General features: G+C 74.7%; 18 protein-coding genes and 1 riboswitch. Of the genes, 5 read left to right on the forward strand and 13 right to left on the reverse strand.

Translation table 11 applies throughout. The features are described 5' to 3' along the window. Window positions 1–227: 227 nt before the first annotated feature. From ACZ45Z_RS11820 to ACZ45Z_RS11855, 8 genes are all read right to left on the reverse strand, one after another. A complete protein-coding gene (locus ACZ45Z_RS11820) occupies window positions 228–878 on the reverse strand; it encodes a transglycosylase family protein (protein ID WP_468360081.1) in 651 nt (216 codons plus the stop codon). A gap of 7 nt (window positions 879–885) precedes the next feature. Further along, window positions 886–1,055: riboswitch (cyclic di-AMP (ydaO/yuaA leader) on the reverse strand. 260 nt (window positions 1,056–1,315) lie between these two features. After that, a complete protein-coding gene (locus ACZ45Z_RS11825; RefSeq protein WP_468360084.1) occupies window positions 1,316–2,275 on the reverse strand; it encodes a transglycosylase family protein in 960 nt (319 codons plus the stop codon). Between the two features lie 261 nt (window positions 2,276–2,536). After that, window positions 2,537–3,886, reverse strand: a complete 1,350-nt coding sequence (locus ACZ45Z_RS11830; protein WP_468360087.1) for a cytochrome P450 family protein — start codon at window positions 3,884–3,886, stop codon at window positions 2,537–2,539. A gap of 56 nt (window positions 3,887–3,942) precedes the next feature. Next, on the reverse strand, window positions 3,943–5,019 hold the full coding sequence (locus tag ACZ45Z_RS11835) for a nucleoside triphosphate pyrophosphohydrolase (RefSeq protein WP_468360090.1): 1,077 nt from the start codon (window positions 5,017–5,019) through the stop codon (window positions 3,943–3,945). Window positions 5,020–5,106: 87 nt separating this feature from the next. Next, window positions 5,107–5,748 carry a SurA N-terminal domain-containing protein gene (locus ACZ45Z_RS11840; RefSeq protein ID WP_468360093.1) on the reverse strand — a complete coding sequence of 214 codons (642 nt, stop codon included), beginning with the start codon at window positions 5,746–5,748 and terminating at the stop codon, window positions 5,107–5,109. Between the two features lie 208 nt (window positions 5,749–5,956). After that, window positions 5,957–7,525 carry a protein kinase domain-containing protein gene (locus tag ACZ45Z_RS11845; RefSeq protein ID WP_468360773.1) on the reverse strand — a complete coding sequence of 523 codons (1,569 nt, stop codon included), beginning with the start codon at window positions 7,523–7,525 and terminating at the stop codon, window positions 5,957–5,959. Window positions 7,526–7,581: 56 nt separating this feature from the next. Beyond that, window positions 7,582–8,220 (reverse strand): hypothetical protein, encoded by a 639-nt coding sequence (locus tag ACZ45Z_RS11850; protein ID WP_468360096.1) that lies wholly within the window; start codon window positions 8,218–8,220, stop codon window positions 7,582–7,584. Between the two features lie 191 nt (window positions 8,221–8,411). After that, a complete protein-coding gene (locus tag ACZ45Z_RS11855; RefSeq protein WP_468360098.1) occupies window positions 8,412–10,694 on the reverse strand; it encodes an N-6 DNA methylase in 2,283 nt (760 codons plus the stop codon). Between the two features lie 153 nt (window positions 10,695–10,847). On the opposite strand from ACZ45Z_RS11855, the gene ACZ45Z_RS11860 reads away from it, so the two are divergent. Beyond that, a complete protein-coding gene (locus ACZ45Z_RS11860) occupies window positions 10,848–11,663 on the forward strand; it encodes a DUF4190 domain-containing protein (protein ID WP_468360101.1) in 816 nt (271 codons plus the stop codon). A 122-nt stretch (window positions 11,664–11,785) separates the two neighbouring features. Here ACZ45Z_RS11860 and ACZ45Z_RS11865 read toward each other — a convergent pair whose 3' ends face one another. Continuing rightward, the gene (locus tag ACZ45Z_RS11865; RefSeq protein ID WP_468360776.1) at window positions 11,786–12,508 is read right to left on the reverse strand and encodes an HNH endonuclease family protein; all 723 of its coding nucleotides are present in this window, start codon (window positions 12,506–12,508) and stop codon (window positions 11,786–11,788) included. Between the two features lie 221 nt (window positions 12,509–12,729). Between ACZ45Z_RS11865 and ACZ45Z_RS11870 the strand changes: the two genes are divergently transcribed. Continuing rightward, window positions 12,730–14,286 carry a DUF2079 domain-containing protein gene (locus ACZ45Z_RS11870; RefSeq protein ID WP_468360104.1) on the forward strand — a complete coding sequence of 519 codons (1,557 nt, stop codon included), beginning with the start codon at window positions 12,730–12,732 and terminating at the stop codon, window positions 14,284–14,286. A gap of 77 nt (window positions 14,287–14,363) precedes the next feature. Beyond that, window positions 14,364–14,897 carry a chloramphenicol phosphotransferase CPT gene (gene cpt / locus ACZ45Z_RS11875; protein ID WP_468360107.1) on the forward strand — a complete coding sequence of 178 codons (534 nt, stop codon included), beginning with the start codon at window positions 14,364–14,366 and terminating at the stop codon, window positions 14,895–14,897. Between the two features lie 43 nt (window positions 14,898–14,940). On the opposite strand, the gene mfd is transcribed toward cpt, so the two are convergent. Further along, entirely contained in the window at window positions 14,941–18,504 is a 3,564-nt protein-coding gene (mfd, locus tag ACZ45Z_RS11880) for a transcription-repair coupling factor (RefSeq protein WP_468360110.1), read from the reverse strand. 282 nt (window positions 18,505–18,786) lie between these two features. Between mfd and ACZ45Z_RS11885 the strand changes: the two genes are divergently transcribed. Next, window positions 18,787–20,580, forward strand: coding sequence for an MDR family MFS transporter (locus ACZ45Z_RS11885; protein ID WP_468360113.1), 1,794 nt, complete (start codon window positions 18,787–18,789; stop codon window positions 20,578–20,580). Window positions 20,581–20,631: 51 nt separating this feature from the next. Here ACZ45Z_RS11885 and ACZ45Z_RS11890 read toward each other — a convergent pair whose 3' ends face one another. The 3 genes from ACZ45Z_RS11890 to ACZ45Z_RS11900 all read right to left on the reverse strand — a co-directional run bounded on the left by ACZ45Z_RS11890 (window position 20,632) and on the right by ACZ45Z_RS11900 (window position 26,014). Further along, window positions 20,632–21,732, reverse strand: a complete 1,101-nt coding sequence (locus tag ACZ45Z_RS11890) for a cellulose-binding protein (RefSeq protein ID WP_468360116.1) — start codon at window positions 21,730–21,732, stop codon at window positions 20,632–20,634. A 299-nt stretch (window positions 21,733–22,031) separates the two neighbouring features. Beyond that, entirely contained in the window at window positions 22,032–25,031 is a 3,000-nt protein-coding gene (locus tag ACZ45Z_RS11895) for an SUKH-4 family immunity protein (protein ID WP_468360779.1), read from the reverse strand. Window positions 25,032–25,036: 5 nt separating this feature from the next. Continuing rightward, window positions 25,037–26,014, reverse strand: a complete 978-nt coding sequence (locus ACZ45Z_RS11900) for an SMI1/KNR4 family protein (protein WP_468360119.1) — start codon at window positions 26,012–26,014, stop codon at window positions 25,037–25,039. A gap of 296 nt (window positions 26,015–26,310) precedes the next feature. Between ACZ45Z_RS11900 and ACZ45Z_RS11905 the strand changes: the two genes are divergently transcribed. Beyond that, on the forward strand, window positions 26,311–26,826 hold the full coding sequence (locus ACZ45Z_RS11905; protein WP_468360122.1) for a YwqJ-related putative deaminase: 516 nt from the start codon (window positions 26,311–26,313) through the stop codon (window positions 26,824–26,826). The last annotated feature ends 3 nt before the right edge of the window (window positions 26,827–26,829 follow it).

Genomic DNA, 26,829 nt, shown 5'->3' on the forward strand with positions numbered 1-26,829 from the left:
ACGAAAAGAGGCCCAAAGGCGCAGTTCACGGCAGGTATCGGGGCATTGTTCGCCGAGCGGGGAATACCGCGTTACGGAGCTGGTCGCGGGCCCGCGGCGGCTCGGGGGCCGGGGCGGGGCGGGGCGGGACGCAGAAGCCCCGCCGCGGCGCGCTGGGGGACGGCGCGCCGGGCGGGGCGGTCTGAGGGACTCGTGGTGATCCCCGGGGCCCCGGTGAGGGGTGCGGCTCAGACGCTGAACTGCTGGCCCGGGAAGATCAGGTTCGGGTTGCCGCCGATGACGGACTTGTTGTCCGCGTAGACCGACTTCCAGTTCTTGCCGTGCGCCTTGGCGATCTTGGCGAGGGTGTCGCCGGCCTTGACGGTGTAGTTGCCGGAGCCGTTCGACTTCTCCGGGGCGGGGGCCGGGGCCTTCTTGGGCTCGGGCTTGGCCGGCGCCTGCTTCTGCTGCGGCGCGGACTCGGTCTTGGCGGTGTCGCCGGAGGTGTCGACATCGGCGGCGGGGCCACCGGCGGTCAGGTTGCCGGCGCCGGCGCAGGACCAGGCGCCCGGGCCCTGGAGGGCGAGCAGCTTCTCGGCGGCGGCGATCTGCTGGCTCTTGGTGGCCAGGTCGGCGCGCGGCGCGTACTGGGTGCCACCGGCGGCGGCCCAGCTCGAGTTCGAGAACTGCAGGCCGCCGTAGTAGCCGTTGCCGGTGTTGATCGACCAGTTGCCGCCGGACTCGCACTGGGCGACGGCGTCCCAGGTGGCGACGGACGCGGCGGAGGCGGAGGAGGCGCCCATCAGCGGGACGGCCACGGCGGCACCGGCGACGCCGGCCAGGGTGGCGACGCGGACGGCCTTGGACGCACGGCGGTGCTTGCCCTTGTTGTTCAGCATGGTTCGTTCGTTTCCTCACCGACGCCTGCGAGGTGAGCTGTCGGGTTCGGGCCATGTGAGTTGCCCGGCCGCGTGTGGATCACACATGGCTTCACCCCAAGCCGGTCGGCCCGCTTTCGCGGGTGGGGCCGGCGCTTACCTTGGGTCCCCCGCTCCCGCCTTCGGCGCTTGCGCGTCGACTGCCTCCGACCACCGGCAGGATTCGGCGTGTGATCGAAGGGCTCGCTTTGGCGAGCGGTCCCGACCGTAAGCAGGAACCCCCTTGGTGTTCAAACCCCACGTTCTGAACCAAGTTGACCGTTTTTGATCACCAGAGGGGCCTATCTCCGCAGGTCGGGCGGCTTGCGCCGACGGCGGGCCGGCCGGGCGCCGCACCCCCGTGACGAGAGCCTTGTCTCACTTTCGCCAAACGGGGCGAACGGCGCTAACTGGCCTTGTCAGTTCCCCAGATCGAGCCGCTGACCAGGGCGGATCAGATCCGCGTCGGCGCCGACGACGTCCTCGTTGCGGTCGTAGAGCGCGGGCCAGCCGCCGGGCAGCTCATGAGCCCGGGCGATGGCTGACAGGGAGTCACCCGGCCGGACGGTGTAGTCGCCGTCGGCCGCCGGGCCGGTACGTCCGGCCTCGTCGCCGCGTGAGGCGTGCCGGCCCGAGGACCTGCCCGCGTCGTCCGTGTCCGCGGCGTCCTCGCCGGCGTCCGCGCCGCCGCGGTGCTTGCCCTTGGCGGGCGACGGGTCGGCGCCGGGCTCCGCCCCGGCGTCCTCCCGGGGCGCGTCACGGCCGTCGCCGGTCCGGTCCTCCGCGTCGCGGTCGTCACCGGCCCCGCCGGTCGGGTCGGCCGAGGGGGACGCGTCGTCCTCGTCGCCCGGGGCCGCCGGGTCGGAGGCGTCGGGCGCCGACGGCGAGGGCGTCGGCTCGTCGCCGGTGGACCGGTCGGATCCGGAGGTGTCCGACGCGTCGGGCTCCTCGGCGGAGCCGGAGGGGTCCAGCGGGTCGGCGGGGTCCAGCGGGTCGGAGGATCCGGTGGTGTCCGACGGGTCGGGCAGCGGGCTGGGCGTGCCGCCCGGGTCGACGCCCGGCGCGCGGCCGTCGTCGGTCAGGCCGGCGTTCACCGCGCAGCTCGGCCAGGCGTCCGGGCCGCGGTCGTCGAGGATGGTCTCGGCGACGGCGATCTGCTGGGCGCGGCTGGCGAGGTCGGGACGCGAGGCGTACGAGGTGCCGCCGTGCTCGTCCCACATCTCCTGGGTGAGCTGGAGGCCGCCGTAGAAGCCGTTGCCCGAGGCGGCGCTCCAGACCCCGCCGCTCTCGCACTGCGCGACCCGGTCCCAGGTCGCGGTGTCGGCGGCCTGTGCGCCACTGGCGGCGAACAGCGGCAGGGCGATGCCCGCGCCGGTCACTCCCGCCGTGACAAAGATGGCCGGTGCCTGACGGGGGCGCCTGTGTCGGCCGTTCCCGGAACGCATGCGGTTGCCTTTCGCGCGGCGGTTGAATTGTCCGATCGGCAGGCGGAAGGCGACGCACCGTTACACCGGTTCGCCACTCTCCCGCTTCGGCCGATCGAGTGAAGCCTGTCGGTCGGAGGAAAGGTAGCCGGGGTCACGGGGAGTCACAAGTCGGTGTAGCGGAGATCACGTAAAGGTCACACGCGTGACGATCCGTCAATTACCGTCCGTGTCCGGGGCACCGTTCTCGGGCGTGAACTCCACCGGCAGGGAACGAAGTCCGCGCATGATGAGCCCGCCGCGCCAGCGCAAATCATCGGGATTCGCCGCAAGCCGGATGTCCGGCAGTCGGGTCAGCAGCGTCGCCAGAGCCGTCTGGCCTTCGAGTCGGGCCAGCGGCGCACCCAGGCAGTAGTGGATGCCGTGCCCGTACCCCAGATGCTGGTTGTCGCGCCGGGTGAGGTCGAGGACGTCCGGCGCGTCGAACCGCTCGGGGTCGCGGTCGGCGGCGGCCAGCACCACCAGGACCGGCTCGCCCGCGGCGATCCGCTGCCCGCCCAGCGTCAGGTCCACCGTCGCGAACCGCCAGGTCGCCAGCTCGACCGGCCCGTCGAAGCGCAGGAGTTCCTCGACGCCGGTGGCGAGCAGATCGCGTTCCCCGCGCCGCACCGACTCCTGGAGCGACGCCCGCTGCGCGGGGTGCCGCAGGAGCGCGTAGACGCCGTTTCCGATCAAGTTGACCGTGGTTTCGAAACCGGCGAAAAGCAGCACGAAACACATCGCGGCGGCTTCGTTCTCGCTGAGGTGCTCGCCGTGGTCGGAGGCCCGGATCAGGGCGGAGATCAGGTCCTCGCCCGGCTCCGCCCGGTCGCCGAGACTCTCGCGCTTGCGGTGGATCAGCTCGGCGAGATAGCCGCGCATCTTCTTCACGGAACGGGCGACTCCGCCGCGCGGTCCGCCGCCGTGGCGGATCATCATGCCCGCCCAGTCCCGGAAGTCGTCCTGGTCCTCGCGCGGCACGCCCAGCAGCTCGCAGATCGCGTAGATGGGCAGCGGGAAGGCGAAGTCGTGGATGAGGTCCGCCTCGCCGGTCTTGGCGAAGCCGTCGATCAGGTCGTCGGTCAGCCGCTGGACGCGGGGCGCGAACTCGGCGACCCGGCGCGGGGTGAACGCCTTCGCCACCAGCCGCCGCAGCCGGGTGTGGTCGGGCGGATCGATGTTGAGCAGATGCGTCATCAGGTTCGCGCTGCGCTCCCCCGGGATGCCGACCTTGCCCTTGCCGTGCGCCGACTCGCTGTGGTGCACCGGATTCTTCGACAGCCGGGCGTCGGCCAGCGCCTGCCGCGCGTCGGCGTAGCGGGTCACCAGCCACGCCTCGACGCCGCTGGGCAGCACCGTCTTGACGACCGGTGTGTGCGTGCGCAGCCAGGCGTACGCGGGGTAGGGGTCGGCGGCGAACTCCCAGGTGAAGAGCTCGGGGGCGGGCGCGGCGGCGCCCGCGGCGGGGCAGCCGGCGGGGGCGGGCGCGGGCGCGTCGGCGGGGGTGGTGTCGGGCGTGGGGTGCACGTTTCGACCGTAACCCCGGTGGTGCGCCGGCCCCGCGCCGGGCGGCCGCGCGCGGGTCAGTCCCCGAACGGTTCGGAGTCCGCCTCCTCCTCCGCCTCATCGGGCCGCGCGTCCTGACGGCCGGCCGGGGGCAGTCCCTCCGCCGCGCGGATCGCGTCGCGGTAGGTGCGGGCCGCGGCGCGCAGCGCGGTCTCCGGGTCGGTGCCGGCCGCCTCCGCGCGGACGGCCAGCGCCAGCAGCTCGTAGCCGACGCCCTCGCCCGCCGGGACCGCCTCGATCCCGGCCGTACGGGCGCGGGAGGCGAGCTTGCCGGCGAGGGCGAGGGCGGGCTGCCCGAGCGGAATGCCCTCCGTCACCGACTCGCGGCGCTTCTCCGCCGCCTTCGTCCGCAGCCAGTGCGCCTTGACGTCCTCGGGGGTGTGGGCGGTCTCGTCGCCGAAGACGTGCGGATGGCGGTGGATCAGCTTCTCGACGAGCCCGGCCGCGACATCGTCGAGGGAGAACGGCTCGTCGGGGTCCTCCTGCGCGATGCGGGCGTGGAAGACGACCTGGAGGAGGACGTCGCCCAGCTCCTCGCGCAGCGCCGCGCGGTCGCCCTCCTCGATGGCCTCGACCAGCTCGTACGCCTCCTCGATGCCGTATTTGGCGAGGTCGCGGTGGGTACGGATGCTGCTCCAGGGGCAGGCGGCGCGGATCTCGTCCATGATCTGGACGAGGTCGAGCAGCCGGGCGCCGGGCAGGTCGTAGGAGCCGGGGAGCAGTTCCAGGTCGGGCATGGACTCGCGGCCGGAGCCGGCCAGCCGGGCCAGGCCGTCGGTCAGCGCGCTCTCGCCGTCGGCGGAGGTCAGGACGACGGCGGTACGGGCCCCGGCCCGGCAGTAGTCGACCAGTTCGCGGGCGTCGGGGGCGGCCTCCGTCACCTCGATGCCGGCCTCCCGCAGATAGGGAAGCTGCGGATGGCGGGGGTCGGCGCACAGCACCCGGGCGGCGGTGCGCAGCGTCTGCCAGGCGGGCCAGGACAGCAGGCCGGGGGCGACCCGGTGGCTGGTGGTGAGCAGGACCAGGCGTCCGGTGCCGCCGCTCTCGGGGCGGTCGGCGGCGCCGGGGTCGGCGGGGGAGGCGTCAGCGTTCACCCATTGAACGTAACGCACCGCGCCGAGGGCGCCCGGTGCCGGCCGGTCACCGGTCGAACCCTCGGGTCCGCCGTGCGGCCGGCGGTCTCAGATCCGCTGGCGGGACGCCGGCTCGGTGGTGATCCACGGGTCCTTGGTCTCGCCGAGGATGACCTGCTTGTCGTCCCACTTGCCGAACCGCGGGTTGACGTCGATGCCCAGCTTCCGGGAGGTCTTGGACAGCGCCTCGGCGAGCTGCCGCTGGCCCTCGGGCTGCGAGCGGTCCGCGCCGAGGCTCTCGGCGAGGCCGTCGAGCAGCAGTTGGTTGCGGGCCATGGTGTCGATCTCGTCGGGCGCGACGGCCTGCTGGAGCCACATCGCCTTCAGCCGTTCGGCGCCGCCCGCGCGCTTCTCGGCCTTCGCGCGCCACTTCTGGATCTGGCGGCGGGTGACCGTCACTCCCGCGTCCTTCGCGCCGCGGGCCAGCACCTCGTCGAAGATCAGGCCGTTGAGGGTGGCCAGGCTCAGCCGGCCGGTGCCGCTGATGAGCTGACCGCCCTGGGGTGCCTCGGCCTGCGCCTCGCGCACCTGGCGCACCTTCGCCTGGAGCTCGGAGACGGTGATCCGCTTGCCGTCCACGACGGCGGCGGCACCGGGGCGCGCGTCGTCGCCGCAGGCGGCCAGCAGCGGCGTCGCGGCGAGCAGGGCGACGGTGGCGGATACGGAGAGCGCTGTCCTACGGCGGAACACTTGGCCTCCCGGCGAAGAGCGGAACGAAAAGCGGCGCGGGGCGCCCGTGCGGCTGGTCGGGCCTCCCAGTCGGGGCTGGGACGGGCGGGCTCATCGGTCTGGCGTTGATCGATGGTAAGGACTCGGTGTGATCCGGGCCACTGGTTTGGCCAACGATTGTCCGTCGGTTTGGGTGCGCCGCCCGGATGGAGGTGTGGCGGCGCGGTTCTCAGCCCCGGACCTGGCCGAGCCAGTGCAGGGTGCGCCGGATCTCCTCCGCGAAGGTGTGGTGCGGGCCGTGCAGCCGCTCGGCGTCGTGGAGCAGCCGCGAGAGGGTCTCGTGGGCGGCGCCGCGCTCGCCCTGGGCGAGGAGCAGGTGGCCTATGGAGCGCCGGATCTCCAGGGGACGCAGGGGGTCGTCGGGGTAGCGCTCGAAGTGCGGGAGCAGGGCGCGGTACTCCGCCAGCGCCTCGGCGACCTCGCCGAGCTGTTCCAGGCACTGCGCGGCCTCGTAGTGGAACAGGAGGGACTGGTGAGCCGCTCCCGGGCCGGATTCCTTGGCGTATTCGCCGGCCAGCAGGCGCAGTTCGGGCAGGGCGCGGCGGTACTGGCCGTCGTCCATGAGGGTGGCGGCGTACTGCTTGCGCAGGGTCCGTACGACCGGGGAGTGCGCGCCGTGCCGGGCGGCGGCGGCCGGCAGGATGCCGCCGAGGATGTCGACGGCGCGGGTGATCATCCCCTGGTCGAGCAGGGACTTGACCTCGTCGACGGCGGCGGCGACGTCCGGGCCCGGCGGCCGGGGACCGGGGGCGGCGCTGCGGGGGTCGGGGCCGGTGGGGGAGGTCCGCGGGTCGGCGGCCGGGGGCGCGGCGGCGGGCGGCGGGCCCGCGGCCGCCATCGGGGGCGGGCCGGGTGTCGAGGAGCGCGCCGGCCAGGGGGCGTGCGGCTGCCGGAAGGGACGGGTGGGGTCCATGGGGGCGAGCGGGGCGGCCGGCGGTCGCAGGGCCGGGGAGCCCGCGGCGGACGGCGGCAGCAGCGGGGCCAGGGCCTGGTAGACCTCCTGCGCGTCGGCGGGCCGGGCTTGGGGGTCCTTGCGCAGCAGACGCAGCACCAGCGCTTCGAGGGCCTCGGGGACGTCCGGGCGCAGCCGGCGTACCGGGACGGGCTCCTCGTACAGATGGCGGTGCAGCACGCCCAGCGCGGTGGAGCCGGCGAAGGGGACGTCGCCGCTGAGGAGTTCGTGCAGCAGCACGCCGAGGGCGTAGAGGTCGGTGTGCGGGCCGACGGCGCCGCCCATGGCTTGTTCGGGCGCCATGTAGGCGGGACTGCCGATGGGGGAGCCGGTGTGGGTGAGGCGGGTGGTGTCGGTGTCGAGGGCGGAGGCGATGCCGAGGTCGAGGACGACCAGGGAACCGTCGGGCCGGACCATGACGTTGCGCGGCTTGAGGTCGCGGTGCACGATCGGCACTGCGTGCACGGACGCCAGGACCCCGCAGAGCTGGGCGGCGACGCTGACCGCCCACGGCCAGGGGTAGGGGTCGTGTTCGGCGAGGTGGTCGGAGAGGTCGGCGCCCTCGACGTACTGCATCACCAGGAACAGGTCCTCGTCGTCGCTTCCCGCGTCGTGGACGGTGACGAGCCCGGGGTGGTCGACCTGCGCGGTGACGCGGCATTCGCGCACGAAGCGGCGGCGCATCTCCTCGCCGTCCGGGGTGCCCGCCACCCGGTCGGGGCGCAGCAGTTTCACGCCGACGCGGCGGTCCAGGCGGCGGTCGTAGCCGATCCACACCTGGCCCATGCCGCCCTGGCCGAGCAGCGCGGAGAGTTCGTAGCGCTCGGCGATGACCCGCCCGTTCACCGCCCCTCCTCCTTGCGGAGGTAGTCGCTGAGCTCGTCGAGCTCGGCCCGCACCCGGTCGATGCGCTGCGGCTGCGGGCGCTCCCGCGGGGGCGGCGCCGGGTACGGCGGGTCCTGGGGCGGGCCGTAGGCGGGCGGGGACAGGCGGGTCTCGGTCCGGGCGTGCGGAAGGTCGGCGGCGTACGGCCGCGGCGGGCCGTAGGGGCCGGGGGCGGCGGGCTGTGGCGGGCCGTAGGGGTGTGCGGTGGCCGGCGGGCCGTAAGGGGCCGGGCCGCCGCCGTATCCGTGGAGCGCCTCGTGCCCGGCCGGGCGGGCCGCACGGAGGTCGGCGGCCAGGTAGTAGGTGACCGCCGCCGCCATCTGGAGCAGCAGCACCATCACGGCGGCATCCGTGCGCCAGTCCGTCTCGGGATAGCCACCGGCCACCGCGGTCGTGGCGATCACCAGCGCCAGGTCGGCGCCGAACAGCCACCAGCCGAGCGGCTTACGGGTCACCAGCGCGGCCCGCAGCAGCGCCACCCAGGCCAGGAACCCCAGGCTGAGCACGGCGACGGCGACGAAGACGACCCGCACGGTGACGACCGTGCCCCGCGCCGGTGGACGGTGCGGGGGGTGGGCCGGGGCGGGGCCGTGCATCGCTGCTCCTGGGTGATCGGTCGTGGCCGGTGTGCGGCGCCCGCACGCCCACCCGCACGCGGACGCGCGGGCGCCGCGCTGCGCGCACGTGCCGGTGGGCGTATATACGACACGGCCGGCGCCCCCGGGGTTGTACGGAACGACCGGACAATACGCGGTGGCCCCTCGGGGCGCCCGGGCCGGTGGGTCGCTCAGTCCGGGGCGACCGAGCCGTCGGTGAAGCCGTCGTACAGGCCCTGGACGAGCTGTTCGCCCAGGCGCGTGGTCAGCCGCAGCGCCTCTTCGAATGCGGCGAGGTCGCGGAAGCGCCGGCCGTAGCGCCGCTGGTCGGCGAGCGGCAGCCGGGGCAGTTGGAGGCGGCGGACGTCGAGCCGGGTGGCGGTCGAGGCGTAGCTGCTGGCCTGGCGGTTGTTGGCGGTACCGCGCAGGAAGCCTGCGAGGAACCAGGGGTCGAGGGCCGCCGGGTCGGGCCGCAGGAGGGTGAGGTTGCGGCCGAGGGCCGCGCCGGCGGTGGCGTCGTCGACGACGCGGGCGACCGCGCCGCCGCCCAGCACCGGGACGACCACGTCGCCGGTCCGCACCAGGACGGGTTCCTCGGGGGGGCCGGCGGCACCGGGCAGCGTGCCGGTGGGCGGGCCGGCGGCGAGGACGTCGTGGTCGGTGAGGACGGCGGGCGCGCCGTCGGCGGACGCGGTGCCGGCGCCGCCGGGGCGCAGGACGAGGGCTCCGGAGCGGGCGAGTTCGCCGAGGGTGGTGAGCGGCCAGCGGGCGGCGCCGGCCTGGGGTCCGGGGTCCTCGCCGGTGGGGCGGGGGGCGAGGTCGGTGGTGCGGGCGAGGGTGGCGGTCAGACGTTCGCGTACCCGGGCGAGTTCGGCGGGGCCGCCGGCCGCGGCGGGCGGCGGGAGGTGCCGGGCGGGGGCGAGGTCGACGTCGTCGTCCAGGAGGTCGATGGCGGCCAGCGACCGCCGCACGCCGGGCTCCTCCTCGATTCCGCCGTCGCGGTCGAAGGTCTGCCACGCCTCCAGGGCGGTGGTGCGGACGCCGTGCCAGTCGGGCTTGTCGCGCCCGGTGGAGGCGCCGGCGGTGGCGAGGTCGGCGGTGTCGACGACGAGGAGGTGCGGGACGGGCGGGGTGCCGGCGCCGGGTTTGCGCAGGATCCACAGGTGGAGCGGGATGCCGTTGGGCGGGGCCGCGCCCGCGGGCAGGGCGATGACGGCGCGCAGCGCGCCGCGGCGCAGCAGGTCGGCGCGGATGCGGCGGCCGGAGCGGCGGGAGGCGGCGGCGGGCGGCATGAGCAGGACGGCGGTGCCGCCTTCGCGCAGCCGGGCCAGGGCGTGCTGGACCCAGGCCAGTTCGGATTCGGTGCGGGCCGGGAAGCCGTACTCCCAGCGGGGGTCGTAGGCCAGCTCGTCGTGGCCCCAGTTGCGTTCGTTGAACGGCGGGTGGGCCAGGACGGCGTCGGCGGCCTCGTCGGGGAAGGCGTCGGCGCGCAGGGTGTCGCCGGCCCGTACCCGCACGCGGGCGCCGGGGGCGCTCAGGGCGAGGCGGAGGGCGGTGAGCGCGGCGAGGTCGGGGTCCGACTCCTGGCCGTGCAGGGTCAGGGGCGCGCCGTCCGCGCCGTCCGCCGCCCGGCCGGTGGCGGCGGCGAGGAGGCTGCCGGTGCCGCAGGCGGGGTCCAGGACGGTGGGCACGGGGCCGCCGGGGGCGGCGAGGTCGGCCATCAGCGCGGCCGTGCCGGGCGGGGTGAGGGTGTACTGGCGGGGGTTGGCGTCCAGGTGCCGGCCCATGAGGAAGGCGAACGCGGGGGCGGCGCCTTCCGCGGCGGCGAGGTCGCCGGCGGCCCGTACGAGCGCGGCGGACGGCGCGAGTGCGTCGCGGCCCAGGCCGCCCACGGGGTGGTCGGGGCCGAGCCGGGCGGTCAGGACGGACTCCAGGACGGCGGGCAGCACGCCGGTCAGCTCGGTGTCCGCGGTGGCGGCGCGCAGTTGCCGCCAGGCCGCGGGCCGGTCGCGGACCAGCAGCAGGACGGCGCCGGCCTGGCGCAGCGCGGCGGCGGCGCCGGCCGGATGGCCCACGAGCTGCTGCCAGACCCGTTCGCGCAGCGGTACCTCGGCGAGTTTGCCCTGGTCGCGCAGCCACTGTTCGACGTCGGCGAGGGCGAAGGCGGGGCTGGTCTCGGTGCCGCCGACCGGCTTGGGGAAGTCGGCGTGCCGGCGCCGCCAGTTGCTGACCGCGGCCCGGCCGACTCCGGCGAGCCGCGCGATACCGGCGGCGGTCACCTCGGTCGCCCCGCCGCCCGCCGCGCCGCCGATCCCGGTCGTGGGTCCGCCCGCTGACGGTGTGTCCGCCGACATCCGCCCGGCTGATGCCCGGTCAGGTGACATCCGCTCAGGTGAGGTGTTGTCAGGTGTTGCGTTGTCCGGCACCCGCTGGCTCCCGTCCCCGTACGCCGTGCCCGCTGTGTCTTCGAGCATACCTACGTGAACCCTGACCAGCGCTTCACAGCCGTGAACTCACACAACTTTTGCAACCTTGTTGACTCGGTTCACAGGTACTGCTCTTATTGACCCATCGCTTCAACAGGATCGGTTCACCAGGACGCGATCCCGTGCCCGGAAGGGGCCCGTATGTCTCAGCAGATGCACTCCCAGCCCGGCCCGCTGGGGCCGACCGGTGCGCCGGGCCCCCAGACGGCCCGTAACGGCCTCGGTGTCGCCGCCCTGGTCATAGGCATCATCGGCGCCCTCACCGGCGCGATACCGCTGATGTTCTGGCTGGCCGGCCTCCTCGGCCTCCTGGCACTGATCTTCGGCCTGGTGGGGCGCGGCCGCGCCAAGCGCGGCGAGGCCACGAACAAGGGCGTCGCGACGATCGGCGCCGTCCTGGGCCTGGTCGCCATGATCCTGTCGGCCGTCGGCGCCTACCTCACCTTCCAGGCGGCGAAGGAAGTCATCGACGAGGTCAACGACGCGATGAAGTCCTCGCAGGCCAAGTCGAAGAGCGCCTCCGGCAAGAAGGGCTCCGGCAAGGACGGCAAGCCCTCCACCGCCGACCTCTACGCACCCGGCGACACCGCCGCCTACGACACCGGCATCGAGGTCACCGTCACCAAGGCCACGACCTTCACCCCGAGCGAGATCGCGGTCGGCCACACCTCCGGCAACAAGAGCTACAAGGTCAACGTCAAGATCGAGAACAAGGGCAACAAGAAGTTCGACACCAAGACGTTCCTGGTGCAGGCCCGCGCCGGCAAGGAGGGCAAGCCCGCGGAGGAGATCGTCGACGACAAGGTCGACAGCAGCTTCAGCGGCTCGGTCGTCCCGGGCACCTCCAGCGTCGTCACGTTCGCCTTCGACGCCCCGCCGTCCGCCAAGACCCTCGACGTCGAGGTCACCCCCGACTTCGACCTGGAGTCCATCCACTGGGCCCTGCCGCTCGGCTGAGGCGCAGCCCGACGGCCGCCCCTCCCGCGTCACGGACAGCCCACCGCGCACAGCGATACGGCCCGGAACCGCACCCCGCGGTCCCGGGCCGCACCGCGCTCACCGGCGCGAGTCCCCGCCCCTCACTTCGCCGAGAAGCGCGCCGGCGCCCGGGTCGGACCGCCGCCGCCCGGCAGCCGCTCGGCGGGGCAGGCGTCGAGCACCCGCACCATCGCGTCCTTCTCCGCCCGCGTCACCCACAGCCGGTACTTCCTCTTCACCGCCACCTGCCGCGCGACATACGCGCAGCGGTACGGCCGGTACGCGGGCAGCCAGGTCGCCGCGTCCCCGTCGCCCTTGCGCCGGTTCGCCGACGCCTGGGCCGCGATCAGGTTCAGCGGGTCGTTGGCCAACGCCACCCGCTTGCTCCCCGGCCAGCCCCGCGCGCCCTTCTGCCAGGCGTCGGACAGGGCCACCACGTGGTCGATGTCGATCGTGCTGCGGCCGCGCTCGTAGCGCAGCGGCCGCCCCGTGTACGGGTCCTTCGCCAGCGTGCCCGACAGCACCACGCACCGCCCGCCGCGGAAGGCGGTACCCCGCAGATCGCGCTTGAGGATGTCGTCGCGGGTCCCGCAGCCGTTGCCGTCCGTGTCCGCCCACGGGGAGCCGAACCGGTCGCGGGCGTATCCGGTCTTCGGGGCCCGGCCCTTGACCTCCAGGCCGGCGACGGCGCGCAGGGCACTGCCGGCGCTCCCCGGCGTCGCGGGAACCGACGCGCTCGCCCCGGCGTCCGCGTCATCACCGAAGCCGGAGCCGGGGCCGGCGCCCTCCGGGGAGCAGCCGGTGAGGGCGAGCACAGCGGCCAGCGCGGCGCCGGTGACCGACGCGGCGAGCGGGACGGCGCGGGTGGTGCCCGGCGTGCGGTGGGGGTCGGGGGGCAGGGCGGGGCGCGCGGTCGGTATCACGTCGGCATCCAATCCAGGAGCGTGGGACGGCGTCCGCGGGCAGGCGGTACGCAGCGGCGGCGACCGGGCCGGGAGGGGCGCCGCTTCGAGTATCTTTTCGGAAGTTGAGAGTGAGGACCGTCATGGACACGGCCGCAGCAACCGCGGCGGGCGGCGGTGCGGGCACCCCGCCCCAGGCCGCCGCCGGGAGCGGGCCGCGGACCGCGGCCACCATCGGACCGCAGGCCGGAACCGCTTCCCCGGGCGCCGGGCGGCCCGCCTCGCCGCCCCCGGGCCCGGTGCGCGCGGCCCTCGGCGGCGGGCCGGGCGCCCGCCTCACCGCGCTGCGCGCACCCCGCCTCGACCCGTACTGGACGGCCGCGGCCCTCTTCCTGGCCTTCGCCGTGCTCTCGTGGTGCCGCTTCCGGTCGATGTCGACCGCGTCGTGGGACCTGGGGATCTTCGAACAGGCCGTACGGGGCTACGCCCACCTGCGCGCCCCGATAGTCGACCTCAAGGGGCCGGGCACCAACGTCCTCGGCGACCACTTCAGCCCCGTCCTGATCCTCCTCGCCCCCTTCTACCGCCTCCTGCCCTCCCCCCTGACCCTGCTCACCGCGCAGGCCGCGCTGTTCGCGCTGTCCGCCATCCCCGTCACCCGCGCCGCCGCCCGCTATCTGGGCCGCGGCCGGGGCCTGGCCGTCGGCCTCGCGTACGGCATGTCCTGGGGCGTGCAGAAGGCCGTCGACTTCGACTTCCACGAGATCGCCTTCGCGCTGCCGCTGATCGCCTTCGCCCTCGAAGCGGTGCTGCGCGGGCGCTGGACGGCGGCGGTGTGCTGGGCCGCGCCGCTGGTGCTGGTCAAGGAGGACCTGGGGGTCACCGCGGCGGCCATCGGGGCGCTGGTGCTGATCCGCGGCCGCCGGGCGGCGCCGCTCGCCGTCGGCCTGGTCGCGTTCGGGCTGACCGCCACCGCCGTCACCCTCGGCGTGATCATCCCGGGCTTCAACGGCTCCGGCTCCTACGACTACTGGACCAAGCTGGGCGGCGCGGACGGCCCGAGCGCCGCCGTCCCGGCCGGCACCGCCGTACGCACCGTGCTGTGGGTCCTGCTGCCCACCACCGGCCTGCTCGCGCTGCGCTCCCCGCTCCTGCTGGCCGCCCTGCCCACCCTCGGCTGGCGGCTGCTGTCGCACGAGCCGCACTACTGGGGCACCGACTGGCACTACAACGCCGTCCTGATGCCGGTGGTCTTCCTCGCCCTGGTCGACGCCCTGGCACGCGCCCGGCTCTCCGCCCGCCCCTGGCTGCGCGCCTACGCGCTGCACCTGCCGGCCGCCGTGCTGGCCGCCGCCCTGGCGCTGACCACCACCCTGCCGCTGTCCCGCCTCACCGAGGCCGCCACCTACCGCAAACCGCCGGGCATCGCCGCCGCCGAACGCCTGCTGGACAAGATCCCCGACGGCGCGACCGTGGAGGCCGACATCCGCCCCCTCAGCCGCCTCACCGGCCGCACCCGCGTCCTGTGGACCGGCGACACCCGCGGCCTCTCCCCCGACTACATCGCCGTCCAACTCCGCGACCACCGCACCCCCCAGCAGGCCCTCACCGACGCCTCGGCCCGCCACCCGAAATCCACCTACGTCCTCCTGGGCGGCGCCGCGGACGTGGTGGTCTTCCACCGGACATCGGCACGGTGACGGCCGGGGGCCGACGTGGGTGCCGGTCCCCCGTATTCCGCACGACAGCGCGGCGCCCGCCCGCCTACGGTGGCGCGATGACCACCGACATGATCGTGCTCAACGGGGGCTCCAGCTCCGGTACTTCCTCGCTCGCCCGGGCCCTCCAAGAGGTCCTGCCGCGGCCGTGGCTGACGTTCGGGGTCGACACGCTCGTCGCCGCGCTGCCGCCCGCCTTGATGAGCTCGCCGGACGGGCTGGTGTTGGCCGAGGACGGCGAGGTCCTGGTGGGGCCGGTCTTCGCGGAGCTGGAGGCGAACTGGCGGCGTGGGGTGGCGGCGATGGCGCGGGCGGGCACCGGTGTGATCCTGGACGAGGTGTTCCTCAGCGGCCGGGCGGGGCAGCAGCGCTGGCGGGCGGCCACCGAGGGACTGGACGTGCTGTGGGTGGGGGTGCGCTGCGACGCGGCGGTCGCCACGGCGCGCGAGGCGGCCCGCGGGGACCGGGTCGCGGGCATGGCCGCGGCGCAGGCCGAGCTGGTGCACCGCGGCGTCCGCTACGACATCGAGGTCGACACCAGCCGCGCCACCCCGGCCGACTGCGCGCGCCGCATCGTACGCCGGGTCACCTGAGCCCACCGGAGGGCGGCGGCGCGCGGCCGGGCCCGTCCCGCCGTCACGACCCCACGATCGTCGTCAAGAACTCCCCCACCCACGCCAGCAGATCCCGCCCGACCAGCGGCTTTCCGCCGATCTTCCCGGTGGTCGGGCGCGGCACCAGGACCTGCTTGGTGGCCGGCTTCATGACCGTGCGCGGGTGGAGCCGCTTGAGGCGCAGCTCCTGCGATTCGCGCAACTCCACCGGCCCGAAGCGGATGTTGGAGCCCTGCAGGGTGATGTCGGCGACGCCGCAGGCGCGCGCCAGCATCCGCAGGCCGGCGACCAGCAGCAGGTTCTCGACCGGCTCGGGAAGCTTGCCGTAGCGGTCGGTCAGCTCCTCGCGGACCGCCGCGATGTCCGCCTCCGTCGAGGCGGCGGCGATGGCCCGGTACGCCTGGAGGCGCAGCCGCTCGCCCGGCGCGTAGTCGTGCGGGACGTGCGCGTCGACCGGCAGCTCGATCTTGACCTCCAGCGGCGGCTCCTCCTGCGTGCCGCCCTCCAGGGACGCCCGGTAGTCCGCCACGGCCTCGCCGACCATCCGCACGTACAGGTCGAAGCCGACGCCCGCGATGTGCCCGGACTGCTCGCCGCCCAGGAGGTTGCCCGCGCCGCGGATCTCCAGGTCCTTCATCGCGACGTACATGCCCGCGCCCATCTCGGTGTGCTGGGCGATGGTCGCCAGCCGCTCGTGCGCGGTCTCGGTGAGCGGCTTCTCCGGCGGGTACAGGAAGTAGGCGTAACCGCGGTCGCGGCCCCGCCCGACCCGGCCGCGGAGCTGGTGCAACTGCGAGAGGCCGAAGTTGTCGCCGCGCTCGACGATGAGGGTGTTGGCGTTGGAGATGTCGATGCCCGACTCCACGATCGTGGTGGAGACCAGCACGTCGAACTTCTTCTCCCAGAAGTCGACCACGACCTGCTCCAGCGCCGACTCGCCCATCTGCCCGTGCGCGGTACGGATCCGCGCCTCGGGGACGATCTCCCGCAGCCGGGCCGCCGCCCGGTCGATGGACTCCACCCGGTTGTGGATGTAGAAGACCTGGCCCTCGCGCAGCAGTTCACGGCGGATGGCCGCGCCGATCTGCTTCTGCTCGTACGGCCCGACGAAGGTGAGGACCGGGTGCCGCTCCTCGGGCGGGGTGGTGATCGTCGACATCTCGCGGATGCCGGTGACCGCCATCTCCAGCGTCCGGGGAATCGGCGTCGCGGACATGGTCAGGACGTCCACGTTGGCGCGCAGCTTCTTGAGCTGCTCCTTGTGCTCGACGCCGAACCGCTGCTCCTCGTCCACGATGACCAGGCCCAGGTCCTTGAACTTCGTCTCGGCGGAGAACAGGCGGTGGGTGCCGATGACGAGGTCGACCGAGCCCTCCCGCAGCCCCTCCAGGACCGCCTTGGCCTCGCTGTCGCTCTGGAAGCGCGACAGCGCCCTGACGTTGACGGGGAACTGGCCGTAGCGCTCGGTGAAGGTGCCGTAGTGCTGCTGCACGAGGAGGGTGGTGGGCACCAGGACGGCGACCTGCTTGCCGTCCTGGACGGCCTTGAAGGCGGCACGCACCGCGATCTCGGTCTTGCCGTAGCCGACATCGCCGCAGATCAGCCGGTCCATCGGGACGGACTTCTCCATGTCCTCCTTGACCTCGGCGATGGTGGTGAGCTGGTCGGGCGTCTCCGCGTACGGGAAGGCGTCCTCCAGCTCACGCTGCCAGGGCGTGTCCGGGCCGAAGGTGTGGCCGGGCGCCGCCATCCGCGCCGAATACAGCTTGATCAGGTCGGCGGCGATCTCCTTGACCGCCTTCTTCGCGCGCGCCTTGGTCTTGGTCCAGTCCGCGCCGCCCAGCCGGTGCAGGGTGGGCGCCTCCCCGCCGACGTACTTGGTGACCTGCTCCAACTGGTCGGTGGGGATGTAGAGACGGTCGCCGGGCTGGCCGCGCTTGGCCGGCGCGTACTCGACCAGGAGGTATTCGCGGGTCGCGCCCTGCACGGTGCGCTGCACCATCTCCAGGTAGCGGCCCACGCCGTGCTGCTCGTGGACGATGAAGTCGCCGGCCTGGAGGGTGAGCGGGTCGATCGTCTTGCGGCGGCGGGCCGGCATCCGGCCCAGCTCCTTGCCGGCCGCCTTCTGCCCCGACAGGTCGGTCTCGGTGAGCACCGCGAGCCTGAGCGCCGGATCGACGAAGCCGTTGTCCAGGGAGCCGCAGGCGACGTGCACCAGGGACGGGGCGATCTCGCCCAGATCCGCGTCGAGACGCGCCGCGACGCCCTCACCGCCGAGCACCTCGACGGTACGGGCCGCGGGGCCGTGCGCCTCGGTGACGAACACCGTGCGCCAGCCGTCCCCCAGCCACTGCTTGGTGTCGGCCAGGGCCCGCGCGGTGTCGCCGCGGTAGGCGTCGGGGGCGTGCATGCCCAGCTTCAGGGAGTCGCCGTCGGCGTCGTCGTCCGCGGCGTCCGGCTGCGTGCCGCCGGCCGCGAACTGGCTGACCGACCACCACATCATGCCCAGCTCACGCGCCCGTTCACGGACATCGGCGATGCCCCACAGGGACGCCGCGTCCACGTCGATGGGCGCCTCGCCGCCGCCGGCGCTCGCCGCCCACGACGCCTGGAGGAACTCCTGGCTGGTGGCCACCAGGTCGGCCGCCCGGGTACGTACCCGCTCCGGGTCGCACACCACGGCCATGCTGCCGGCCGGCAGCACGTCCAGCAGCAGTTCCATCTCCTCGACCAGGACCGGCGCCAGGGACTCCATGCCCTCGACGGCGATCCCCTCGGCGATCTTCCCGAGCAGTTCGCCCAGCTCCGGGTGGGCCTCGGCGAGCGCCGCCGCCCGCCGCCGCACGTCGTCGGTCAGCAGCAGCTCACGGCACGGCGGCGCCCACAGGCCGTGCTCGGCGACCTCCAGGGACCGCTGGTCGGCGACCTTGAAGTAGCGGATCTCCTCGACGTCGTCGCCCCAGAACTCCACCCGCAGCGGGTGCTCCTCGGTCGGCGGGAAGACGTCCAGGATGCCGCCGCGGACGGCGAACTCGCCGCGCTTCTCGACCAGTTCGACACGCGTGTAGGCGGCCGCCACGAGCCCCTCGACGATCTCGCCCAGATCGGCGCTCTGCCCCGTCCGCAAGCTGACCGGCACCAGGTCCCCCAGCCCCTTGACCTGGGGCTGGAGCACGGAGCGGATGGGCGCGACGACGACGGAGACGGGGCCCGCCGCCGGGTCGTCGGTCCGCGGGTGGGCGAGCCTGCGCAGGACGGCCAGGCGGCGGCCGACGGTGTCCGAGCGGGGCGAGAGCCGCTCGTGCGGCAGCGTCTCCCAGGACGGGTACTCCACGACGCGGTGCGCCTGGCCGGCGGGCATGAGCGTGCGCAGCGCGGCGGCCAGGTCCTCGGCCTCGCGGCCGGTGGCGGTCACCGCGAGCACCGGTCGGCCCGCGTCGCGGGCGAGGGCCGCGACGGCGAAGGGGCGGGCGGCGGGCGGACCCACCAGGTCCAGATGCGGCCGGTTTCCGTCGGCGGCGGCCCGCACCGCTTCGGCGAGCGCGGGGTCCTGTACGACGGCGTCGAGCAGACCGGTCAGGCTCATGAAAAAGGTTTCCGTCCCAGCGAGGCGAACAACGCGAACAGCCCGACACGTCGAACGGGCCGGGGTTGCCCACCTTACGCCCGCCCCCCGTGGTGGCGCCCCCGCTGCCCCGAGCCCGCCGCCGGACCCGTACGGCCCGGGCGCCGGGGACTGCGGCCGTCCCACCTAGTGGGCGGCACCGTTCCGTATACCGGCCCCGCATGGAAGGGTGTCACGTACATGCAATGTCCGCGGGCGTGCGCCGCCCGCGGACACAGGTAGCCGGCGGGAGGCTTACGGGCGATGGCGGAGGGGGATGCGGTGAGCGGCGGGACGCGGGGCGGCGACCGGGACCACGGCCGGGGCGACGGCCGGCACGACGGCCGGGACAGCGCCGCCGACAAGGCCCCGGGCCGGGAGCGGGACCTGGAGCGCGAGCCGGGCGGCCCCGGAGCGGCCGACCCGGCCACCGGCGCCCCCGCCGCCCGCAGCCCCCGCCGCGGCCCCGTCGTCGCCGCCCTCATGCTCGGCATGGCGCTCGCCGCTCTGGACTCCACCATCATCGCCACCGCCGTCCCCCAGATCGTCGGCGACCTCGGCGGCTTCGCCGTCTTCTCCTGGCTCTTCTCCGGCTACCTGCTCGCCGTCACCGTCACCCTGCCCGTCTACGGCAAGCTCTCCGACACCTTCGGCCGCAAGCCCGTCCTGATCACCGGCATAGTCCTCTTCCTCGCCGGGTCCCTGGCCTGCGCCGGCGCCTGGGACATGGCCTCCCTCATCGCCTTCCGCGTCCTTCAGGGACTGGGCGGCGGCGCCCTCCAGGGCACCGTCCAGACCATCGCCGCCGACCTCTACCCGATGAAGGAACGCCCCAAGATCCAGGCCAGGCTCTCCAGCGTCTGGGCCACCTCCGCCGTCGCCGGACCGGCCCTCGGCGGCCTCCTCGCGGCCTACGCCGACTGGCGCTGGATCTTCCTGGTCAACCTCCCCGTCGGCGCGGTCGCCCTGTGGCTGATCGTCCGGCACTTCACCGAGGACGGGCGGCGGCGCCGGCCCGCCACTGCACCCCGGCCGCGCGTCGACTGGCCCGGCGCCCTGGCCGTCTTCGCCTGCGGCGGCCTGCTCCTGACCGCCCTCGTCCAGGGCGGCGTCGCCTGGCCCTGGCTGTCCACCCCCTCGCTGCTGCTCCTCGCCGGCAGCGCGGTGTGCGCGGCCGCCACCGTCCTGATCGAACGCCGCGCCGCCGAACCGATCATCCCCGGCTGGGTCTGGCGCCGCCGCACCATCGCCGCCGTCAACCTCGCCCTGGGCGCCCTGGGCCTGCTGATGGTCGCCCCGACCGTCTTCCTGCCCACCTACGCCCAGGCCGTCCTCGGTCTCGGCCCGACCGCCGCCGGCTTCGTCCTGTCCGTGATGATCCTGAGCTGGCCGGTCTCCGCCGCCCTGAGCAGCCACGTCTACCGCCGGATCGGCATCCGCAACTGCGCGGTCCTCGGCATCGTCGCGGCCGGCCTGATCCTGCTCGCCTTCCCCCTGCTGCCCTACCCGGGCGCCGCCTGGCAGCCCGCGCTGATCATGCTGGCGCTCGGCGCCGCCCTCGGCCTCTTCCAGCTCCCGCTGATCATCGGCGTCCAGTCCTCCGTCGGCTACGCCGAACGCGGCACCGCCACCGCCTCCATACTCTTCTGCCGCCAGGTCGGCCAGTCCCTCGGCGCGGCCCTCTTCGGCGCCCTCGCCAACGCCACGCTCAACGACCGCCTCACCCACGCCCCGCCCGCCCTCCGCCCGGGCCTGCCCCACGACCTCGACGCGGTCTCCCACGCCCTGGAACACGCCGGCGCCCTCACCGCCCGCGCCACCGACTACCTGCGCCGCGCCGTGGACGCCACCGTCGACCACGTCTACCTCGCCGCCGCCGCGGCCGCCGCCCTCGCCCTGACCGCCCTCCTCGTCCTGGCCCCCCGGCACTTCCCCGTACACGCCGACGCGGGCCCGGCACCGGAGACGGAGCCGGAGAACGGCAGGGAGACGGAGAACGGCAGGGAGGCGGAGAACGGCAGGGAGGCGGCGGACCGGGCCGGGACGGCCGGGGCGTAGAGCACCCCTCCCGGCTCCCGGCTCCCGGCTCCCGGCTCCCGGCTCCCGGCTTCAGCTCTCCACGCGGGGCAGCTCCGTCTCCAGGGTGTCCTCCTCGTCGGGATCGACGGGGGTACGGGCGGCGCCGACGGACGCGGCATCCGGCGCCTCGTCCGCGACGGCCTCCGCCGCGGCGCCACCACCCGAACCGGCCCCCGCTTCCTCGAACTCCCCCAACTCCTCCCGCTCCCCTTCCGTCTCCCTCTCCGTCCCGGTCTCCGTCTCCGGCTCGGGTGCCGGGTCCTTGCCCGTGAGCGCCGCCAGGCTGTTGCGTACGTGCGTCATATGGGCCCGCACCTGGTCGCGCTCCTCCTCGTGTTCGCGAAGGATCCGCCGTGTGACCCGCTCGATGCGCTCCACCTCGGTCGCGGCCTGCGCCAGCAGCGCCGCGCCACGGTCCTCGGCGTCCTCCAACTGGTGCCGGACGGCCTCCTCCACCTCCGCCTGAGCGCGCCGGCTCTCCGCGAACACCGCCTCGCCCCGCGCGTCCAGCTCCGCGACCCGCCGGTCCATCTCCGCTTCGAGGTCCGCCAGTTCCCGGCCGACCGCGTCCCACTCCTCGGCCTGCCGCTTCTCCTGGTCCTCCCAGATCTGTGCGGTATCCCGGCGCGCGTCCTCCAGCTCCGCGGCCGCCTCGGCCCGCCACTGCTCGGCGTCCCGCGCCGCCTCGGCCACCAGCGCGGCCGCCTCGGCCCGCGCCGCCTCCTCAGCGCGCCGCGCCTGCTCCTCGGCCTCGTCGCGCAGTGTCCGCGCGGCCAGCTCCGCCGCGTCACCGACCTCGTCCGCGTAGACCCCCGCGTCCTCACGCGCCCGCTCGGCCGCCCGCGCCGCCTCGGACCGCAGCCGCTCCGCCTCGGACTCGGCCGTGGTCAGGATCAGCCGGGCCTGCTTGCCGAGACACTCATACGTCTGCGGCCCCAACTCCGCGACCCTGGCGCGCAGCTCCGCCAGTTCCGCCGTCATCTCGTTCGACAGGACCGTCAGCCGCGCGGCCCGCTCCCAGCACGAGTCGCGGTCTATCGAGAGCCCCTCCACGCGGCGGTCCACCTGGTCCGGCCGGTAGCCGCGCCCTCGTACGGTCTCGAACCCGTGAGGCGAAACCGATGCACTCATCCCTCAAGCCCCTCTCCGCCGCGCACAGCAGTCGCGCGGGCCCGCACGGTTGTGCACAGTCCCGCGCACATCTTTCTGGATCGGGCCGAAGCACCCCTATCGCGACACTCCGCCCATCTCCACCCCAGGATGCGTCATTCGCTGACAGAAATCGGAATCGGGACACCGACGGGGACGCCGCGCGCCGGATGCCCGGGCATGACAAAGGCGCCCGGCCCCTTCTCAGGGGCCGGGCGCCCTACGCCGGCCGAACCACCACGCGGACGCGGACCGTCAGTCCGCGCCGCGACCACCGCCGCCTACAGCAGCCCGTCCCACATCTGCTCCAGGAGCACCGACCACCACGTCTCGGGCGAGCCGAGCGCCGGCGGATCGAGGGCGACCAACTGCGCCTGGAAGTCGACGGTCCAGCGGCCCGCCTGCTCGGGCGTCAGCCCGTACCGCAGCCGCCACATCCGCCCCAGCATCGCCAGGCAGCGCGTGAACTCCGGCAGCCCCGTGTTGACGAACTGCGGGATCGCCGGCTGCCCGGCGTGCGCCGGGGACACCTCCATCGGAACCGCGACGATGTTCGCGGTCCCGTACTGCACACAGAGCTGACGGCCGAAATCGTTGCCCATCACCAGATACGAGCCCGCGTCCGCCGCCGGCTGCACCCCGCGCTCCGCCGCCAGCTCCGCCAGCGTCGGCACCGGCCGGCCCGGCTGCGCCTGCGCCCAGAAGAACGGGCCGAAATCGACCGGCAGACCGGCCCACACCAGCGTCTGCGCGACCACCTCGGGCACACCGTGCCGGGAGACCGCCCGCTGGTCGAAGCGGAAGATCCCCTGCGGGCCGAAGGACTGCTCCAGCTCCTGCCCGATCACCTGCGGAGGCACCGGCACCACCGGAGGCACCTGCGAGGGGTGCGGCAACGGCACCCGCACCGGCGCCGGCCGCGCCGGACCGTCCGCGACCTGGTGCAACTCGCCCTGGTGCTCGACGAGATGGCGCACGCCCTGCTGCCGCGACGCGTGGTCCCTGCCGTACGCGGCGGTGTGGCTGATGCGCACCTGCGGCCAGTTGTCGCGGATCATGCGGGCGCAGTAACCACCCGGCAGATCACAGCACTCCAGCTCGGTGTGCAGCTCCACCACCTGCTGCGGGGGGATGTTCATCGCCCGCAGTTCGTGCAGGAGCTGCCATTCCGGGTGCGGCGTACCGGGCGCCGAGCGGCGCACGATCTTCTGCTCCGAACCGTCCGGCGCGCGATAGCTGAGCACCGCCATGTAGCCGGGGCCGACGGTCGGCACGCCGCCGGCCGCCTGCGGATAGCCGTACGCGCCCGGGCCGCCGGGGCCCGGCGCACCGGGCGGCGGGCCGGGCTGGACGGGCGGACCGGGCCGGCCGGGGTGCGGCGGCTGGGCCTGTGGAGCCTGATGCGCCGGGGAAGGCCCGGGCATGCCCGGGCCTGGCGGCATGCCGGGGCCGGGTGCCATGCCGGGGCCGCCCGGACCTGCGAGTCCGGCGGACAGCGCCGCGCCGTCGGCCAGCATCGTCGCCGCGGCGTGCACGCCACCGCCACCACCGGCGGCGGGCGGCGCGGGCGGGGGCGGCGGACCGCCCTCGCCACCGGAACCCTGACCAGCGGCGGACGCACCGGACTGACCCGGCCGCCCCAACTGGCCGGGGGGCTTGGGCGCACCGGGCACACCCGGCACACCCGGCGGCTTCGGAGCCCCCGGAGCCCCCGACGCCCCGGGCACACCCGGCGGCTTCGGCGCGCCGGGCACGCCAGGAGGCGCGGGCGGCGGCGGCACACCCGGCCCGCCGGACGCCGCGAGCTCGGCCTGCAGGGCCGCGCCGTCGGCGAGCATCGTCGCCGCGGCGTGCACCCCGCCACCGGAGCCACCCGCGGGCGCCCCCGGGCCGTTCGTCGCACCGGGCCCGTCCACCGCGCTGAGATCCAGACCCTCCGCGTCCAACTGCGAGACCAACTGCGTCGGTACGTACCCACCGGCCGGCGCACCGGGCGCCCCGGGACCGGACGGCGACGGCCCACCGGACGGGCGCGACCCCGCCGCGGCATCCGCCGGACCCTGCCGCTGCCCGTCCCGGCCCGCGCCGGGAGTTCCGGGCGCGCCAGGGGGCGGCGGCGGGCCCGCGGCATTGCCGGGCAGGGCCGCGCCGTCGGCCAGCATCGTCGCCGCGGCATGCACCCCACCGCCCGGCGGGGCGGGAGTCGGGGCGCCGGGCGGCGTGAAACCGGCGGGCGGCGGCACCGCCGCGGCCGGCGCACCGGACGGCGGCGGCAGGTCCGCCAGCGGCGGCGCACCCGGCGGGGCGGCCGGCATCGGCGGCGGCGCGGGCAGCCCCCCGGGACCGCCGGGACGCGCCTGACCGGCCGAGCCATCCGGCACCTCGGCGCCCGGCACGTCCAGCGCGGGCGCGATCTGCGTACGCGGCAACTGGCTGCCGCCGTGCAGGAGTTCGGTCTTCGCCTCCGGCCGCGTACGCGGCGGCGGCGTGTCGTCCTCGTCGGCGAAACCGGTCAGCGGCGGCGCGAAGACCGTGGCGGGCAGCCCCACCGACCGGTCCTCGGCGTCCTCCCCGGCCGTCGTGTCCGTCCCGGCCCACGGCGTCGCACCGGCCCCGGGGCCCGCCGCCGTACCGCCGTCGGCCTGCGCGAACACACCATCATCACCGGCCACCGTGCCGACACCCGCGCCGTCACCGCCGGCACCACCGACGTCGACGTTCACCCCGGCCCAGGCGTCCGCGGCACCCGACGAACCGGCCGACACCGCGGCCCCCGCCGTCGCCCCACCGGAACCAGTCGCACCGGCACCAGTACCGGCCGTACCGACACCGGCCGCACCGGCACCGCCCGTACCCGCCGCGGCACCCGCCCCGCCGGCTCCGCTCTCCCCCCGCCGGTCCGGAATCCCCAGCGAGTCCGCCGCCTCCTGCAACCACTCCGGCGGCGTCAGCAAAAACGACGTCGCCTCCAGATCGATCCGCTGCGGCGCCGGCTCCGCCACGCCGTAACCGCCGTCCGCAGCCGCGCCGTACTCCTCCTCGTACCGCCGGATCACCTCACCCACCGGCAACCCCGGCCACAGCGTCGTCTCCCCGCTGTCCCGGGCGATCACCAGACGACTGCGGCCACCCTCACCGCGCGGACCGTCCTCCCGGTCCTCCGCCCACGCCACGAAACCCAGATCGAACTCCCGCACCCGCACCTCACGGTGCTGCGGCGCCGGCACATCGCCGTTGACCCAGCGCTCCGCACGCTCCTGCGCCTGCGCGAACGTCACCAACGCGCTCACCCCTCCACCGGAACGGCGTACGCGAAGCCACCGTCCACCATCAGGTTCGCCACGGTCTCCAGCTCCGGCGGATTCCCCGCCAACCGCTGCAGAAACTCATCGAAATCCGCACCGCACGGCAACAGCAGCCGCTCCACACGCTCCGTCACCGACCAGCCGTCCCGGTCACGCGCGTCGTCATACGGGCAGAACCACACCGAACCCGGCGACGCACCGCGCACCTGCACCGCGACCACACCGCCCTGCACGAACGCCACACCCAGATAGTCCTTGGTGAAGTGATCCCGCAGGCACTTGTTCACATACACCAGGTCGTTGACCGCCGCGTCGTCGCGCACCGTGAAGAACGGCTGATCGACCAGCAGCCCCAACTCCGCGTCGAGCGCCGCACCCACCGGCGCGCACCCGCCCGCCGCCTTCAAAAACGACCGGTACGCGCCCGGCAGCCGATAGCCCAGCGCCTCCTCGGCCTGCGCCACCTGCTCCTCGGAGACCGACAGATCACGGTGCGGCAAACCGAAATGCGCCGGCCGCGTCTCCTGCAACGGCCGCGTACCCCGCTTGTCGTGCTCCACCGCCGCCGTCGCCAAACCGCCGTGATGCCGCAGCAGCGCCTTCACCTCGACCGGCACCAACTCCAGCCGCCGCGTCCCCGCCACGTGATGCCACGTCCAGCCGTGCGGCGTCGCCACCGCCGGCACCTCCACCCACAGCTCGTGCCCCTGCGCGTGCAACGCGGCGTTGGCCGACACATAGTCCGTCAACCGCAGCTCATCGACACCGAAACCCTCCGGCGGCTCGGCGATCTCCGCCGCCGCCCGCGCGTACGGCGAGAACTGCGGAAAGCCGTTCTCGTCGATCCGCACACCCGCGGGATACCGGGCGGCACGTACCGGATCCGGAAAATGCACGACCTGCCCGGCATAGGCCGTATTCGGTGGCGCGGCCTGTTGCCCGAGCCGACCTGTCGTCATCGCGGTTGCCCCCTGGCTGAAGCTGGCTTTAAGCGCACAGCCTATGCCGTGCCGCAACACCGGCCCCGCGCCCCCGGCCCGCACACGTCAGCCCGCCGACACACCCCCGTCACCCCCTCACCGCCACCCGCACCACACCCCGCACCACGCCGCCCACCAGCCCTGTTGCCCCCCACATCACAGCCCGGCACCCGCCAGTGAGATCACCGACAGCGCCTCCGACTACCGCAACACCCAGCACCTTTGGCAGGCTGACCCCGCAAGTCGGGGGATTGCAGGGAGGGAACAGCACGGCCATGAGCACCACCGCACACCACACCGCCACCACCGGCGACCCCCGCATCGGCTGGCGCGCCACCGCCGACACCGACCGCGCGCCCGCCCTGCGCCACCGCCGCGACGGCATCCTCCCCACCGTCGGCGCCGCCCTGTCGGTACGCGGCCACACCCTCACCTGCACCGCCGGCAAAGCCGAACAACCCCCCGCCCTGCACCCCCTCGTCCAGGACTTCCTCGACACCCTCCCCACCGCACAACGCGAACGCTTCACCGGCCGCTGCCCCGAAGCCGTCCTGCTCTCCCGCCACCTCACCTCCGTCGAGGCGAGCCGCAGCAAACGCGCCTCCCGCAAACCCCTCACCAACGGCGAAGCCCGCCGCTCCCTGAAACACTCCAAGATCACCGCACGCCACATCCGCGAGGACGGCGACCCACGGCACGGCACCTACGCCCCACCCTGCCGCTCCTGCGACGCGCTCCTCGCCCACTTCGGCGTCATGCCCGTCGGCGGCACGACGCCCACAGGGAGCTGACCC

The organism is Streptomyces sp. NPDC031210, from assembly GCF_055570395.1.

Excerpts from the sequence above, each read along its gene's own strand:
- ACZ45Z_RS11820 (WP_468360081.1), bottom strand. The coding sequence starts at position 878 with ATGCTGAACAACAAGGGCAAGCACCGCCGTGCGTCCAAGGCCGTCCGC.
- ACZ45Z_RS11885 (WP_468360113.1), top strand. The coding sequence starts at position 18,787 with ATGGCGGAGGGGGATGCGGTGAGCGGCGGGACGCGGGGCGGCGACCGG.
- ACZ45Z_RS11905 (WP_468360122.1), top strand. The coding sequence starts at position 26,311 with ATGAGCACCACCGCACACCACACCGCCACCACCGGCGACCCCCGCATC.
- ACZ45Z_RS11860 (WP_468360101.1), top strand. The coding sequence starts at position 10,848 with ATGTCTCAGCAGATGCACTCCCAGCCCGGCCCGCTGGGGCCGACCGGT.
- cpt (WP_468360107.1), top strand. The coding sequence starts at position 14,364 with ATGACCACCGACATGATCGTGCTCAACGGGGGCTCCAGCTCCGGTACT.
- ACZ45Z_RS11900 (WP_468360119.1), bottom strand. The coding sequence starts at position 26,014 with ATGACGACAGGTCGGCTCGGGCAACAGGCCGCGCCACCGAATACGGCC.
- ACZ45Z_RS11870 (WP_468360104.1), top strand. The coding sequence starts at position 12,730 with ATGGACACGGCCGCAGCAACCGCGGCGGGCGGCGGTGCGGGCACCCCG.
- ACZ45Z_RS11845 (WP_468360773.1), bottom strand. The coding sequence starts at position 7,525 with ATGGGCCAGGTGTGGATCGGCTACGACCGCCGCCTGGACCGCCGCGTC.
- ACZ45Z_RS11850 (WP_468360096.1), bottom strand. The coding sequence starts at position 8,220 with ATGCACGGCCCCGCCCCGGCCCACCCCCCGCACCGTCCACCGGCGCGG.
- mfd (WP_468360110.1), bottom strand. The coding sequence starts at position 18,504 with ATGAGCCTGACCGGTCTGCTCGACGCCGTCGTACAGGACCCCGCGCTC.
- ACZ45Z_RS11855 (WP_468360098.1), bottom strand. The coding sequence starts at position 10,694 with ATGCTCGAAGACACAGCGGGCACGGCGTACGGGGACGGGAGCCAGCGG.
- ACZ45Z_RS11890 (WP_468360116.1), bottom strand. The coding sequence starts at position 21,732 with ATGAGTGCATCGGTTTCGCCTCACGGGTTCGAGACCGTACGAGGGCGC.